At 75.9% G+C, this 16259-nt stretch carries 4 protein-coding genes (1 of these 4 only partly in view); all 4 read right to left on the bottom strand.

Annotation, left to right across the window (positions count from 1 at the left end; translation table 11 throughout):
* Tightly spaced (at most 9 nt apart), the 4 genes in view from fabD to ACFPA8_RS20315 form a layout consistent with a single transcriptional unit that may run on beyond the window.
* Positions 1–948 (bottom strand): ACP S-malonyltransferase, encoded by a 948-nt coding sequence (fabD, locus tag ACFPA8_RS20330; protein ID WP_386450570.1) that lies wholly within the window; start codon positions 946–948, stop codon positions 1–3.
* Positions 945–6944 (bottom strand): condensation domain-containing protein, encoded by a 6000-nt coding sequence (locus ACFPA8_RS20325; protein WP_386450568.1) that lies wholly within the window; start codon positions 6942–6944, stop codon positions 945–947. The genes fabD and ACFPA8_RS20325 overlap by 4 nt, the downstream gene beginning before the upstream one ends.
* Positions 6941–14944 (bottom strand): amino acid adenylation domain-containing protein, encoded by an 8004-nt coding sequence (locus ACFPA8_RS20320; RefSeq protein ID WP_386450566.1) that lies wholly within the window; start codon positions 14942–14944, stop codon positions 6941–6943. Before ACFPA8_RS20320 ends, ACFPA8_RS20325 begins: the two co-directional genes overlap by 4 nt.
* A gap of 9 nt (positions 14945–14953) precedes the next feature.
* On the bottom strand, positions 14954–16259 hold the final stretch of the coding sequence (locus tag ACFPA8_RS20315; protein ID WP_386450564.1) for an SDR family NAD(P)-dependent oxidoreductase. The gene runs 5321 nt beyond the window's last position; the window shows 1306 of its 6627 coding nt (coding positions 5322–6627); its start codon lies beyond the right edge, outside the window; it ends in the stop codon at positions 14954–14956.

Here is a 16259-nt window from a genome sequence, read left to right as displayed (position 1 = left end):
TCACTGCTTCCCGGCGGACACGACCGCCCTCGTGCGGACGTGCGAGGCCCGGGGTTCGTCCGGGCTCTGCCGCACGGTGCCGCGCCGTTCCCGCTCCCGCACGATCTGCCGCACCATGCCGGTCAGGACGGTGCCGCCGCCGATCTCCACGAACCGCGGCGGTTCTCCCACGGCCTCGTCCAGCAGGTATTCCACCGACTCCGTCCAGCGCACCGGGTGGTCGATCTGGGCGGTGAGGGTGCCCGCCAGCTCCTCGGACCGGTACGGGCGGCCCGTCCGGTTGGCGATCACCGGGAACCGCGGGGCGCGGAACGGCGTCGCGGCGAGCAGCGGGCCCAACTCCCGTGCGGCGGGGCTCATGTGCGGCGAGTGGAACGGTCCGCTCACCGGCAGCCTGCGGGCCGTCCGGGCCCCCGCGTCCTCCAGGATCAGCTCCATCATCTCCAGGTCGTCGCGCGGCCCGGCGAGCACCAGCTGGTCGGGGGTGTTGAGGTTGGCCAGGTGCACGGACTCGAAACCGGAGCGGTGCAGCAGGAAGCGGAGCAGTGTCTCCTTGAGGCCGATGACGACGCTCAGCCCGCCGCCCGTCACCGCGGCCATCGCCTCCGCCCGCGCCGCCACGAGCCGCAGCCCTTCGGCGAAGGTGAACACCCCTGCGGCGGCGAGGGCGTTGTACTCGCCGAGGCTGTGCCCCAGGGCCGCGTCGGGGTCGCGCTCCTCGTCCCGCAGCGCCCTGTGGGCGAGGGCGTTGACCACGTAGACGGCCGGCTGTGTGTAGCGCGTGTCGTCCAGCTGCCCGTTCCGGCCGCCGGTCAGGCACAGGTCGCGGATCGAGTAGCCCAGCACCTCGTCGGCCTCGGCGGTCAGTTCGGGGAAGCGCTCGAACAACTCACCGCCCATTCCAGGCCGTTGACTTCCCTGGCCGGCGAACATGTGCACCGTCGTCATGCGGGGTCCTCCGTACGCGCGATACGGGCGGCGAGCAGTCCGGCCAGGTCCGCCGCATGGTCGTGGGAGAGCAGGCTGATGTGGTTTCCCGGGATCTCCTCGACCGTCACGCGGGTGCAGTGGTCCTCCCAGCCCATGGCACGGCGCGCGTAGTACGTGTCCGAGGCGTCGAAGGAGCTGCCCCGGCCGAAGTCGGTCTCGGCGGCCCGCAGGACGAGCAGCGGGCCCGGGTAGGGCCCCGGCCGGTACGACTCGACCGCGCCGAGCGTCTCTCGCAGCAGCGCGAAGGGGTCCGGTCCGTCGCTCCCCATCCAGGCGGCGACCTGGGCGAGTTCGTCGAGGTACTCGTCCGGTGCCAGCCCGGCCACGGCGTTGCCGGGGCCCACGCCGTTCTCCGCGCCGGGTGCCGCGCCGTTCTCCGCGCTGTTCTCCGCGCCGGGGTCCTCCGCTGTGGCACGGCGCGAGCGTTCGTACGCCTCGACCTGCTGGAGGAAGCTGCCGTCAGCCGTGGTGTCGGTGGTACGGCCCGTCGGGGCCGCGGCGTCCAGCATGACCACGAGGTCCGGTGCCCGCCCCTCGTCGCGCAGCACCCGCGCCAGTTCGTAGGCGATGATCCCGCCCCCGGAGAACCCGCCGAGGACGATCCGCTCGCCCTCGGCAGGCCGCGGCAGGGCCTGCGCGTAGTCGCGGGCGAGTTCTTCCACGGTGCGGGGCGGTACCTCGCCCGGCAGGGCCGTGCGCACGTCCTGGATGCCGACGAGGCGGGCGGGGCCGCGGAAACGCGCGGCGAGCCCGCCGTAGCAGGCGATCTGCCCGCCCGGCGGGTGGACCAGATACATCGTCACCGGGGAGGCGTCCTCGTCCGGCTCCGGGTCGCGCAGCGGTACCAGCGGCGTCGCCGCGTCCCGGCCGGCCGACGGTGCACAGGTGCGCCGCTCGGCGACGAGCGCGGCCAGTTCGCCCGCCACCGGGTTCCGGACCAGGTCGCCCAGCGTCAGCGCCGGCGCCCCGTGGGCGGCCAGGGCCTGCAGCAGCCGGACCGAGAGCAGCGAATGGCCGCCCAGGTCGTAGAAGTTGTCGCCCGCCTCGACCTCCTCGACGCCCAGCACCTCGCGGAAGACCGCCCGGACGACGTCGGCGTCCCGCCGCGACGCCGGCCAGGACACGGTCCCGCCCGAAGCGGTGGCCCCGGGCGCCCCGCGTGGCGCGACGCGGGGCAGCTCCGCGTCGTCGATCCCGCCGACCAGGTCCCCCACCGTCAGCTCGTCGGGGGCGTCGGCGAGGCGGCTCAGACACCGGCCCCACAGCTGCGCCAGCCGTTCCGCGTCCGCCGTGCCGACCCGGCTGCCGTCCGCCACGAACTCGGTGACGAACATCCCTGATCCGCGGTGCGCGATCGCGGTCACGGCGTATCCGGTACGGGCGCCCACCGCGGTCGGCACTCCCACGTCGCATCCGGCTGCGGCGAGCCGCTCGCCGACGCCGCCGAGGGACGCCGGATAGTTCTCCACCACCAGAAGGCTGTCGAACAGCGGCTCGCGGCTGGGGAGCCGGGCCCATTCGTGGACCTGGCCGGCGCTCACCCACTCGACGTCCTGCAGGTCGAGCGCCGCCTCACGGGCCTGTTCGAGGAGGGCGGCGACGCGGTCGCCGGGGTCCACCGCGAGATCGAGCGGCAGGGTGGTGGCGAGCATCCCGGGGATGCCGCGCACCCCTTCGGGTCCGTCGGCACGCCCGGACAGCGTCACGCCGAGCCGGGGCCGCCGCGCTGCGCCGCCGCCGGCGCAGCGCCACAGCAGCGCCGCCCACACCGCTTGCAGCACGTTGCTCTCCGTCGCCGCGTGCTGCGCCGCCCACACCCGCAGCGCGTCCATGGTCGCCGCCGGCAGCTCGGTGCGCGCCTGCGCCGGCTCCGCTCCGCCGGCGGGCGCCGCGTCGGAGCCGGCCGGACGGGGCGTGCCGGGCAGCAGCGCGGCGGACGTGCCGTCCAGTCGGCCGGTGAAGTAGGCGCGCGCCCGGTCCTCGTCGCGGGCGGCGACCCACGTGGCGTGGTCGCGTGCGTCGGGCCGGTGCGGCGCCGTCTCCTCGGGGTCGGTGCCGTCCAGGTACGCCTCGTAGAGCTGCTCCAGCAGCAGCGCGACGCTCCAGCCGTCGAGGAGAGCGTGGTGGAAGGTCATCAGGATCCGGTGCCGGCCGTCCTCCCGGCGCACCGTCAGGCGAAGCAGCGGCGTACCGGGGGAGAAGCCGCGGTCGCGCTCGGCCCGCACGACCTCCTCCCACGCGGTGCCGTCCGCCTGGTCCGGGCCCTCGTCGGGCAGCCAGGTCAGCGGTGGCGCATCGTCCGGGGAGGCGGCGAGGCGGGGCGTCATGCCGTCCACCACGCGGGCGCGCAGCACGAGGTGACGCCGCATCAGCACCTGCCAGGCGCGGCTGAACCGGTCGGCGTCGAAGGCACCGCCCCACCACCAGTGGAACTGCTCCACGTGCTGACCCGGCACGGACGCCGCGAGGGCCTCCGCGACCACGCCGAGCTGCTGCGGGGTCAGCGGCCAGTCGACGGTGCCGGGTGCCGCCGCACCGGTTGCCTCCTCCGCCGGCACGTCACCGCGGCTCTCCGGCGCGGGACCGGGCGTCGGCGCGTCCGCGTCGCGTGACGCGGCGAGTTCGGTGAGGACGCCGCGGACCTGGGAGCACAGCGCGCGCACGCTGTCGCCGTCGAGGCCGTCGCTGGGCGAGGGCGACCAGACGACGCCGAACCGCAGCCGTCCGTCCCGCACCACGGCGTACAGCTCGGCGGGGTGCAGCCGCGGCGCGCCGGAGGCGCGGTTCCCGGCGGGAGGAGCGGCCGGCGCGAGCAGGTCCGAGTCCACCAGCCGGTCGGTCTGGCCGAGGTAGTTGAACGAGACGAGGGCGGGCGGCGCCGCGGTCAGCTCGTCGCGGACGGCGTCGTCGGGCGACAGCGCCCGGTACGTCAGGAAGCCCGCATGGGCGGTGCGCGCGGCCAGCGCCGGCGCCGTCTCGCGCAGGTACGCCTCCGGTCCGGCTTCCCGGGGGCCGCTGAGCACCACGGGTTCCACCGCGGTCAGCCAGCCCACGGTCCTGGACAGATCGGCCCCGGAAAGCACGTCGGGGCCCGGTTCGGACGCGCTGTCCGGACGGCCGTGCGTCTCCACGTCCAGGGTCACCAGACGGCAGCCGCGCCACCGGGCGAGGGCGAGGGCCACCGAGCCGGTGAGAACGGTGTGCACCGGCAGGCCGAACCGGTGCGGCACGTCGGTCAGGAGCAGCCGCGTCTCCTCCTCGCCCAGGGTGAACTCCTCGTGCCTGGCACCGCTTTCGGACCCGGGCGGTACGGACGCGAGCAGCCCGTCGCACTCGTGCCGGACCTGCACCACCGACTGCCAGTAGGCGGCGCCCCGGGGGTCACGCGCGGCCTCGGCGAGCAGCGCGGCCCAGGCGCGTTCCCCGGTCGCCTCGGCGGGCAGCCGGGGCAGTTCGCCCACGGCGAGTGCGCCGAGGGCGGCGTCGAGGTCGGCCAGGACGATGCCCCACGAGACGGCGTCCATCACCAAGTGGTGTGCCGTCAGGCGCAGTTCGCCGCCTTCGGAGGTCCCGTCGCGCACCAGCAGCGCCCGCAGGACGCGGCCCGCGGCCGGGTCGAGACCGCGCTGCACGGCCTGCCACTGCCGCTCTGCCTCGGTCTCGTCGCCGTCGACGACCGTGAGCATGTCCTGTGCGTCCCGGCCCGTGGGCGCCGAGCCGGGCCGCACCCGGTGTCCGGCTCCGGTGGGCTGGACACGGCAGGTGAGCGCGGGGTGGGCGTCGGCGATGCACTGCAGGGCCAGCCGCAGCAGCAGCGGATCGACGGGACGGCGCAGCCGCACCGCGACGGACAGGTTCCAGTGCTCGCGGCCCGCGGTGATCCGCTCGAAGAACCAGGACTGCACCGGGGACAGGTCCGGCGCTGTCTCCACCGCGGGTGCCGCGGGTGCCGCCGGGGACCCGGCGGGCCGTGCCTCGCCGTCCTCCCCGGCCGCGTCCCCCTCGGCGGCGTCCTCGGCGCGCCGGGCCGTGAGCAGCCGGGCCAGCGCCCTCGGCGTCGGGTTGCGGAACACGTCGCGGGCGGAGAGCCGGTGACCCGCCTTGCGCAGCCTGGTGACGAGTTGCACGACGACGATCGAGTCGCCGCCGGCGGCGAAGAAGTCGACCTCGTCCGCTCCGGTCGCGCCGGCTTCCGGCCCGGTCCCCGGGAGCAGCGCCGACCATCCCTCACGGCACGCGGACAGGACGTCCTCGTCGGCGGTGCTGCCGGAGCCGCTGGTGCCGCTGGTGCCGCCGGAGGCGCTGGCGTCGTCGTCCGAGGCGGCGCAACTGCCGGTGCCGTCCGAGGCGGCGGACGTGCTGACGGAGTCGGCGGAGCTGCCGCCGGAGACCGAGCCCCCGACGCCGTGCGGCTCCCCGGGCGCGGCACCGGCCGTGACGGTCCGCAGCGCACCGGCGAGCACCTCGGCCACCGGCTCCCCGGGCCGGGCGGCAAGCGCCCCGGACACGGCGATGATCTCGTCGGAGATGCGTACCGCAGAGGCCCGGTCGAACCGCTCCCGGTCGTACTTCAGCTGTCCGCGTATCTCGCCGCCGCGCTCCACCAGCGTGAGGTTGACGTGCCCCACGCCCGGCTGCTGTATCCCCTCGTCGATCTGTGCCCTCAGCCCCGGAGCCACGTCGCCGTCCGAGTCGCCGTGCCAGTGCTGGAAGGCGAAGGGGCAGGTGAACGGGGAGCCGTCCTCGGGGTCCGGCTCGTCGTCGAGGAGTTCGGCGATGCGGGGGAACGGCAGGGCCGCGTGGTCGAGACAGGCGGTGAGCTCTGCGCGCACAGCGCGGACGTAGTCGCCCGCCGCCACCGTGGTGCCGGTGTCTCCCGCGGGCAGCGGGGAACGGACCGGCAGCATGTTGGTGAGATATCCGACGGTGCGGTCGAAGCGCGGATCGTGCCGCATGGCCGCGGGGGTGCCGACGGCCAGCCGCCGCTGGGGGTCGTGCCGTCCGAGGACCAGCAGGTACGCCGAGAGCAGCACGGCGAACACACTGGTGCGGGCCTCCGCCGCGAAGGACTGCAGCGCCGCGGTGCGCGCGGCGCCGAACTGCACCTGCACGTGGCCCGGTTCCCGGGTACGCACCGTGGTGCCGGGCCGGTCGAAGGGCAGCACCGGTGCTCCGGTCACCCCGCCGACCCGCTCGCGCCAGAACTCGGTGAGCCGTTTCCCGCCCTCGGCGGCGTCTGCGGCGCGGTCGGCCGCGTAGACGGCGAAGGGCGCCCCCGCGGGCGGGAGACCGGCGGGCGCGTCCTCCGTGCCGTCAGTCGGTGCACCGGCAGCCTCGCCGGCGTCAGCCGCCCGGTACAGCCCCCACAGATCCTGCAGCACCACCACCGACGAGTGGCCGTCGAAGACCAGGTGGTGCACGACGAGGAGCAGATGGTGGTGGTCGGGGGCGTGCGAGAAGAGCACCGCCCGCAGCACGGCCTGCTCCAGGTCGAGCGGCCGGGCCGCCTCCTCCGTCACTGCCTGTGTCCGGGCCTCCGCGGACGTGTCGGCGGCCACTCTCTCGCGCACTTCGAGGCGCGGCGCGTCCGGGGCGGGGGCGAGCACCGGGCCGCCCGGCTCCCCCGCCACCCGGGTCGCGAGAATCGGGTGACGGCCGGTCAGCGCATCGAACGCCCGGGCGAGCCGGGCGGTGTCGAGCGGACCGCGCAGCTCCACCGCGACGGGGATGTCGTACAGCCCGGCCTCGGGGTCGAGACGGTGCAGGAACAGCAGGCCCCGCTGTTCCGGGGTCAGGGGGATTCCGGCCCGTTCCGGAGGTGGCGCGGTCGCCTGGGTACGGTCCTCCGGGCCGGCGCTTCCGCCCTTGCGCAGCAGGGACTTCAGCAGCTCACGCTTGGCCTCGACGGAGCCGTCTGTGGTGCCGTTGGTGAAGGTGCTCGACGGTGCGCTCATGTCTCCTCGGCGGATCGGGGGGCGGCGGCGTGCCGCGCCAGCAGGGCGTCCAGAGTGGATTCGTCCAGGGAGTCGATGTCCTCGTCGGACAGTGCCGGCGGGTCCGCTGCCGGTCCGCCGGTTCCCGGCCCGAAGGCGGACCGGGCGAGGACTCCGAGCACGGGCTCGGCGTAGAGCGCCGTGAGCGAGGGCGCACGGCCGCCCTCCGCGGCGATCGCGTGTGCGATCCGCACCAGGCGCAGGCTGTCCACGCCCAGGGCGATCAGGTCGGTGCTCTCGTCGAGCTGCCGTGCGTGTACGCCGGTCTCCCGGACCACGATCGCGACGAGCCGCTCCAGGGCCCGGGTACCGCCCGCCCGGCCGTCCGGCGTCCCCGTCACGGGGGACCCGCCGGTGACAGGGCCGGTGTTCGACGCGGCGGACGCGGCGGCCGTGGTGGACGTCGCGGAGGTGGTGGGCGCGGCGGCCGTGGCGGCCGTCTGCGGGAGGACCCCGGCAGCCGCGGCAGCCGCCACCGGTTCCGGCGCGCTGCCCACGGGCGCTGCGGGGCCGGTGGTTTCGGAGGGGACGGGAGTGGCGGGCAGCGCGGCACGCAGCGGGGCGACGCTCTCGGCGGGCCACGGCGCGTCCGCACCGTCCAGCCATCCCGCGGGCAGCTCCGGCTGCGTACCGGTGCCGGTGTCGTCGGCGCGTACGAACAGGCCGCCGCCCGGTGCCGTCACGTGTCCGGCCGCCTCCGCCGCCAGGGTGTGCAGGGCCCGGACCGCACCGTCCCCGGTGGTGGCCACCACCGCGGCCCGGCAGCTCCGTGCCCGGCGACCGCGGCGCAGGGCGGCGCCGACGGCGTGCAGCGGTGGCTGTTCGCGGTCCAGGTGCTCGGCGAGCTGCCGGGCGTGACGGGCCAGCTCCGCGGGCGCGTCCGCGCTGAGCGCGAGTGTCACGGGCCCGGCGTGAGCCCGGGCGGGGCCGCGACGCGGCGGTGCTTCCAGCACGACGCTGACGTAACCGCCCGTTCCGGCGAAGCTGTTGAGCAGCACCCGACGCTGAGCCGGCCAGGGCTCCACGTCCACGACGAGCCGCACCCGGCCGCCGCCGGCCGGCGGCGCCGAATCCGCGGCCACCGTCGGCAGCAGCCGGTCCTGCCTGAACTGGGCCAGGACCTTTGCCAGTTGGCCGAAGGCCGAGGCCGCCTCCATGTGGCCGAGCGATCCCTTGACGGAGCCGACCGGTACCGGCTGCGTTCCTTCGCCCTCGCCGAACACCCGTCCCAGCATGTCGAGTTCGAGGGCGTCCGCGAGCGCCGCACCCGTCGCCGACGACTCGACGTACCCGATGTCCCCGGTGGTCACTCCGGCATCGGCCAGTGCCGCGCGCACCGTCTCCTCCTGGAGCTGCGGGCTCGGCATCCCGTAGGCGCGGGTGGTGCCCGAGTGGCGGCAGGCCCCGCCGCGCAGCACCGCGTGCACCGGGTCCCCGTCTGCCAGCGCCCGCTCCAGCGGCTTGAGCAGCACGGCTCCCACACCTTCGCCCGGTATCCAGCCGTCCGAACGGCCGGAGAACGGACGGGAGTCCGCGGACTCCGCGAGCAGGCCCGCGTCAGCGAGGAACTGGAGGTGCGAACCGTCGAGGACGAGATTGACGGCCGCCGCGACGGCGGTGCTGCACTGCCCGCCGCGCAGCGCCCGCAGCGCCGCCTCGACCGCGGCGAGGCCCGAGGCGCAGCCCGCGTCGACGACCAGGCTCGCGCCGTGGAAGTCGAACGCGTGCGAGATGCGGTGTGCGAGGCCGGTCGACGTCGGTTCGGCCATCGGACCGCCGCCCGTACCGGCCCCGCCCCGCCCGTGGTCGTGCCACATGGCACCGGTGAACACGCCGACCGGACCGGCCGCGGACAGCTCTCCCGGACGTACCGCGGCGTTCTCGAGGCAGCCCCGTACGGCGGTGAGCAGCAGGTGCTCCTGCGGGTCGACGGCGGCGGCCTGGTCCCGGGGGATGCCCGACTCCGCCGGTTCGTACGCCGACACATCCGGGAGGTACGCCCCCACAGTCGCGCCGCCGCAGCGGGTGGTGGGCGCGGGCGACGGCTCCCGTCCCGGGGGTGGCGCGCCGATGGCGCTGCCGCCGCCGGCGAGCAGCCGGCCGAGCCCCGCGACGCTGTCGGCCGGGTCGGTGCCCGGCAGCAGACCGGCGAACCCGATGACGGCGACCGCGCCCTGCGGCACCTCGGACGGCCTGCCGCCGTCCTGGTCCCGGCCGGGAGCCGCCGCCGTGGTGGCCGCTCCCGTCACGTGGCCCCGGCCGGGGACGGTGGCCGGGAGGCCGTCGGTGTCCGTCCCGGCGGTGGTGTCCGTCCCGGCGGCGGTGTCCGTCCCGACGGCGGCGTCCGTGCTCGCGCCGTCCGGGGCGTCGTCCTCCCCGGGCAGCGAGCCGCCCCACAGGGACACCACGAGCTCCTGGCCGTCGTCGAGGCCGAAGTGCTCGCGCACCGACGTGAAGTCCATGTCCCCGATGGGGCACAGCCCCATCCCGAGCCTGTCCGCACGCTCGATGGCGGCCTGGCACATGTGGCCCGCCTCCACGGCGGTGTACCGCCGGCCCAGCGCCCGGCCGTACGCGGGCTCGATCGCCCTCGGTGTGGAGACGAGGAGGAAGCCGACGGCCGCGCTCTCGAACAGCGGCCGGTTGTACCGGACTTGGGACTGCTCGTCGAGCACCGCACCGTCCGCGAGCGGGACGAGGGCGCGTCCGGCCGGGTCCAGGTAGTACACGCCGGCCTCGACGCCCGACACCCTCCCGGGCTTGACGTACACGTACACCTGCACCGGGTAGAAGCCGCCGGCGGACGGATACGGGCGGCGCGTGCCGTGCTCCGGCCCCAGCTCCGTGAACGCGGCGGCCAGCAGGGAGAGCCGGCGCAGCGACAGCGGGTCCGGGGAGAATTCGCGCACCGAACCCGCGGCGGCGGGCAGGCGGCGGTCGTCCGCCAGATCGAGCGGGAGACGGGGATGCGTGGCGGCGAACCGGCGCAGAGAGCGCCGCTCCGCCTTGAAGGCGGCCTTGGCCTCCGGGTCGAGAGCGACGCTCACGTCCGGTGCGCCGTCGTCCGCACCGGGCTCGGCGGTCTGCTCCTCGGGTCCGGCGAGCCCCTCGGCCACGCCGCGTGCGCTCGGCCGGGTCACCAGCAGATCGACGGGCACCCTGGCGCCGTAGCGCTGTTCGATCGCCCTGGCCAGGCGGATCATCGTGAACGAGGTGGCGCCGAGTGCGAACAGGTCGGCGTCCGGGTCCACGGAGGCGCAGCCGAGCAGCGAGGCGGCGATGGCGGCGACCGCCTGGCTGCCGGGGCCGCCCGTGGACGAGCCGTCCTCTCCCGTCCCGGGGCGTGCGTCCTCCCCGGCCCGTCCGGCGTCGCCGCCCGCCTCCTCCGCTTCGGCAGGCGTGCACCGCGCGTCCGGCTCGCTGGCGTTCGCGGTCCCGTCCGGCGTGGCCGTGCCGGTGACGCCGCCTGTGGGGGCATCCAGCAGGCGGGTCGCCGCCTCCCGGTCGAGCTTGCCGTTGGCGGTGAGCGGCAGCGCATCGGTGAAGACCAGCCGGGACGGGATCAGATGGGCGGGCAGCGTACGCGCCAGCCGGGACCGCAGCTGCGCCACGGGCACCGGTGGCGCGCCGTCGCCCTCACCCACGCACACTGCCGCCAGCTGCGGATCGTCGCCCGTCGGCCCGCGCCAGGGCAGCACCCGGGCCTGTGCGACGCCCGCCTCCGTCAGCAGCGCGGCCTCGATCTCGCCCGCCTCCACCCGCAGTCCGCGGATCTTGAACTGGTCGTCCTCGCGCCCGAGATAGTGCAGGACGCCGTCGGCGTCGACCCGTCCCAGATCACCCGTGCGGTACAGCCGCGACGCACCGTCCCGCGCGGACGGCGGCAGCACGAAGCGCCGCGCCTCCTCCTCGGGCCTGCGGTGGTAGCCGAGGCCCACCGCGGGGCCGCCGACGCAGATCTCCCCGGGCTCCCCGGCGGCCACGGGCCGCAGTCCGGCGTCGAGGAGATGGATGACCGTGTTGTCGATGGGTCCGCCGAGCGGCACGTCGGTGCCCGACCAGCCGGGCGGAACCGCCCAGTGCGTGACGTCGACGGCCGCCTCCGTGGGGCCGTAGAGGTTGTGCAGCTCGACGGCGGGCAGCACGCGCTGGAAGGTACGCACCGTGGGGGCGGGCAGCGCTTCGCCGCTGGCCAGGACCAGCCGCAGGGTGTCCGCCCGCCCGGCCGCGGGCTCGTCCAGGAACAGCGAGAGCATCGACGGCACGAAGTGCGCGACCGTCACGCCGTTCTCGCGGAACCACCGCGCCAGATAGGCGGGTGAGCGGTGCCCGTCGGGCCGTGCCACCACCACGGCGGCCCCGGCCAGCAGCGGCCAGAAGAACTCCCAGACGGAGACGTCGAAGCCGTACGGCGTCTTCTGCGCGACCCGGTCGTCCCGCCCGAGCCGGAACGTCTCCTGCGCCCAGTTCAGCCGGTTCGACACTCCCCGGTGGGAGTTGGGGCAGCCCTTGGGGACGCCCGTGGTTCCGGAGGTGTAGATCATGTACGCGGGGTCCTCGGGTCCCGCGCCGGAATCCAGCGGGCCGTCGTCGTACGTCCGGTAGGCGTCACCGGTCGGGTCGAGGGTCACCACCGGTGCGGTGACGCCGTCCAGGTTCGCGCGGCAGCGCGCGTCGGTGAGCACGAGCGAGGCCTCGCAGTCCGAGGCGAGCAGCCGGGTGCGGGCCGGCGGGTTGGCCGGGTCGAGCGGTACGTACGCCCCGCCCGCCCGTACCACCGCGAGCAGCGCCGTCACCAGGTCCGCCGACCGCTCCATGTGCACGGCCACCCTGTCGCCCGCGTTCCGCACGCCGCTCGCACGCAGGAAGCGGGCGAGCCGGGCGCTGCGGGCGCCGAGTTCGCGGTAGCTCAGCTCTGCCTCCTCGGACAGCAGGGCGAGCCGGTCGCCGTGCGCGGCGAAGGACCGCTCCAGACGATCGGCGAGCGTCAGCTCCGGGGAGAAGTCACGCGCCGGGCCGGACAGAGGAGACTGTCGGGCACCGTCGGCCGTCCCGCTCCCGCTCCCGGACGCGGTCGCGTGGGCCGCGCCGGGACCGGTCCCCGCGAAGCTGCCGCCGGCGAGCTGCCGCAGCGCCTCCGCGTAGTCGGCGAAGAGGGAATCGAGCAGACCCTCGGGCAGCGAGCCCTCGCGCACGTCCCACTGGCAGACCAGGGTGTCCCCCACGAACATGGGCACGTGGTCGACGGCCACGCCGGAAGTGCGCGACTGGCTGTGCTGAAGCTCCACACCGGCCAGGCCGTCGGGCCGCTCGGCCGGAAGCCGCGTGAAGACCACGGGGAAGGGCGGGACGGCGCCGGGGTGGCGCTGGGAGCGGGCACGGGCCGCTGCGAGCCCGTCGGCGACAGCCGACCTGTCGAGGTCGGCCCGCAGCCGTTCGGCCACCGCCCGCACCCGCGGCCCGAACTCGCCGGGCAGCGTGTCGTCCACGACCAGCCAGCTCAGCCGGGTGAAGTCGGTGACCAGCCGCCCGGCGCCCGGCGGCTCGGCGGGCCGGTCCCAGGAGACCACCACGACGGTGAACGGCTCGCCCTGCGCGCAGGCGCGGCGCCAGACGTCGCAGTAGACCGTCAGCAGCACGACGTCGAGCGGCACCCCCCAGGCGTCGGCCCGCTCCTGGAGCGCACGCCAGCGCGGTACGTCGAGACGCCGGTGCTCGCTGCGGGCCGTCGCCGGCACCGGCGCGCGGCGGGCGGGCGCCGGCCCGTCCGGCACGCCGGCGAGGCGGACGTCCCACGCGGCGCGCGCCGCGTCGGCAGCCGGGCTGCGCAGCGCGCGCTCACGGGCCCGCAGGAACGCGGCGAACGGGGTGGGCGGCGCGCCGAGCACCTCCTCGGGCGATTTCCCGGCGTGCAGTCCGAACAGCTGCTGGAACAGCAGGGCCACGGCGCGGGCGTCGGCCACCAGGGCGTCCAGCAGTACGTGCAGGACCACCGAGCCGTCCGGCAGCGCACTGGTCTCCAGGTGCCAGAGCGGGCCCCCCTCCAGCGGCAGGGGAGTGGCGGCCAGCCGGGAGCGCCGTTCCGACTCGGCGCGCCCGGCCTCCTGCGGGGTCAGATGCGTCAGGTCGTGGTGGGGGATGCGGGGGAGGGAGGTGTCCTGCGGCGCGTCCCGCAGCGTCAGCGTCCCGTCCTCGGCGATCTCGGCGCGCAGCGCGGGGTGGCGCCGTACGAGCAGCCGCCAGGCCTCGCCCAGGCGCCGCACGTCCGGCTGGAGCAGCCGGAACTCCTGGTGCACGCGGGTCTCGCCGTCGACGCCGGGCTCCGTCATGCGCCCCACCAGGTAGGCGGTCTGCAGCGAGGTCAGCGGCAGTCCGGCGGCGGCCCCGCCGCCCTCCGTCCCGTCCGTCCCGTCCGTCCCGTCCGTCGCGTCCCTGGCATCCGCGACGGCAGAGCCGTCACCGTGGGCGCCGTCGCGCACGCTGTCCGCGGACGGACCGGGGGTGCCGCCCTCGGCCGCGCCGAACAGGGCGGCCACGTCCGTCACTTCCGCCATCTCGTCGGAGGCCAGGCCGGCCAGGGTGTCCAGCGCCTTCGACATCCGCATGGCCAGTTCTTCGGGCGCACCGCTGCCGAGTGCGTCCTCGTCGTAGTCGAGGCTGAGGTGCAGCTCTCCGTCGATCTCGTGGGCCACGCATTCGAGCCACACACCCGGCGTACGGGTCCGGCCCGCCGATGTGCTCGCGGCGGCGGCCCAGGCCCCGTCGTCCTCGTCGCCGTCGCCGCCTCCGAGGGTGCCGAGCATGCTGGTGAAGACGAACGGCGGGGCGCCCGGACCGTCACCGGCGTGCGCGGCCCGCTCGCGCAGTGCGCGCACCCCGCTGACGGAGCTGCGCTCCAGGTCCGCCCAGAGCTGCCTGCGCACCGCCCCGACCAGTCCGGACAGGGACCCGGCGGGCGGCGGCGCGAGGAAGACCGACGTGGACACGAACGGGCCGACGACGCGCGGCACATCGGGATGCAGCGGCAGCCGGTTGTACGTGGTGATCACCAGCGGCACCGGGTCCTCGGCGCCTGCCTGCGCACCCGGCACGACGTCCCGCAGCAGGCTCCCGAACAGGGTGAGCAGCAGGGCGGACGGGGTGGCCCCCAGGACCGACGCATGCCCGGTGACCCGCTGCCAGCGGTCTGCGGGCAGCCGCAGCGAGCGCCGTCCCCGCTCGGCGGAGCGCTCCGCGTGCTCCTCCCGTCCGCCGGCGGGGTCGCCCTCCGCCCGGGGTACGGGCACCCGCACCCCGGAGAGCTTCTCCCGCCAGTAGGCCAGGGCGGCCTCCGTCCTGGCCGGGTTCTCGCGGGCGCGCACCGCCTCGACGTACTCGCGGAAGCCGAAGACCGGCGCCGCCGGGACCGGCCCTCCGCGGTACAGGACGTACCAGCGGCGCAGCAGCAGGGGCACGCTCGGCCCGTCCACCACCAGCTCGTCGAGGGCCAGATGCACCCGGGCACGCCCGGGGAGCCAGGCCACCTCCACGGCGAACAGCGGTCCGGCGTGCACGTCGAAGGGCGTCTCGTGGACGCGCCTGCGCAGCCGCGTCAGTGAGTCGTCGGCCGTGCCCGGCCCGGACGTTCGCAGGTCGGTGACGGGAAGCCGGTACCGGGGCACCTCGGGGCGGATCGTCTGCCGTCCGTCCGGCAGGATCCTGGCGCGGAGCATCCCGGTCTCGGCGACCAGCCTGTTCCAGGAGTCCTCCATGGCCGCCAGGGCGTCACGGCCGTCCCCGTCCGTGAACGGGACGTCGAACTCGACGTAGATCCTGGCGGCCGAGTCGGGCTCCAGGAACCGGCCCACGTAGTAGGCCTCCTGCATGTCCGTGAGCGGGAAGGCGTCCTCCGGCACCGCAGGTCCGGCGCCGCCGGACGCCACCGGTGCCGGGGCCGCGCTGTCGGATCGGATCGGCTGCACTGCGGCTCCTCAGGAGTGGTGGCGAGGGTGATCGGAGGACAGGGCCGGGGCGCCGGGACCGGTGCCCGCGTGGGCCGCCGGGGCGTCCGTCGCGCCGATGCGGGAGGCGATCGCGGAGAGGGGGGCCTCGCCGCCCAGCAGGTCCAGCGGCAGCTCGACGTCGAACTCCTCCTCCGCCGCGAAGCGCAGGCTCATCAGGTTCAGCGAGTCCATGCCCAGCTCGATCAGGGAGTTCTCCGGATCGATATGACGCTGCGGGTCGGGGATACGGCCGCGCACCAGGTCCAGGAGACGCGCGAGGACGTCGTCGCCGCGGCTGTCCCGCGTGCCGTCGTCGCCCCACGCCGTTGCCGGTGGTGCGGGCGCCGCCGCTGTCTCAGGTGCCGCCGCGGGCTCCGGTATTTCCGGTGTCTCGGGACGCGCCTCGTGGGGCAGAGGGTCCACCGGCGGTGCGGCCGGGGGGACCGGCGACTCGACGGGGGCGGCGGGGGCGGCGGGGGAGGGCCCGGCCGGAGCGAGGCCGTCCGGGACCGTCGCGTCCACCCAGATCCGGCGGCGCAGGAAGACCGACGGAGGCAGGGACACGACCCGTCCCGCCGGGAGCAGCGTGTTCCACCGCACGGGCACGCCCTGCGCCCACAGCCGGCCGACCCGCTCGTGCTCGCCCGACGTCCAGAGCGCCCTGAGGTAGTCGCGCAGCGCCGCGTCGTCCGCGAACGACTCGGCATCGGCGGTGTGGGCCCGAACGTCGTTGACGTGCACCCCCGCCGGGAGCCGCGCACCGGCCGTGGCCCCGGCCGCGGCCACCGCGGCCAGCGCGTCGGCCAGCTCCCGCACGGTGAGCGCGGTGCAGGCCAGGCGGCAGGGCTGTCCGGCCCGGCCGCTGCGCAGCGTGTAGGCCAGGTCGTGCAGATCCGTACGGGGCCCCGGCCCGCCGGTGTCGTCGAGCCAGGCCGCCAGCCGCCCGGCCAGTGCGGCCAGATGCTGCGGGCTCGGCGCCTGGAGCAGGATCAGTGCCGCCGCATCCCCGGAGCGGGCCGCTCCGGAGGGTCGCGGGGCGCCGTGCCAGGCCGGGGCGTACTCCTCGACCACGGCGTGCGTGTTCACCCCGCCCGCGCCGAAGGAGCTGACGCCCGCCCGGCGCGGCACGTCGGAGTCCCCCGGTCCGCCGGGTCCGCCGGGTTTGCCGGATTCACGGGGCGCGGGCCACGGGGCGTGCCCGGTGGCCAGCGCGAACGGTCCCGCCGTCAGGTCCAGTGCGGGGTTGACCGTGTCGGCGTGCAGCGTCGGCAGCAGCTCGCGGTGGCGCAGTTGC

Source organism: Streptomyces ovatisporus, assembly GCF_042653885.1.
GTDB classification, from domain to species: domain Bacteria; phylum Actinomycetota; class Actinomycetes; order Streptomycetales; family Streptomycetaceae; genus Streptomyces; species Streptomyces ovatisporus.
The sequence above is the reverse complement of the archived record's forward strand: the minus strand, read 5'-3'. Positions and strand labels throughout refer to the sequence as shown.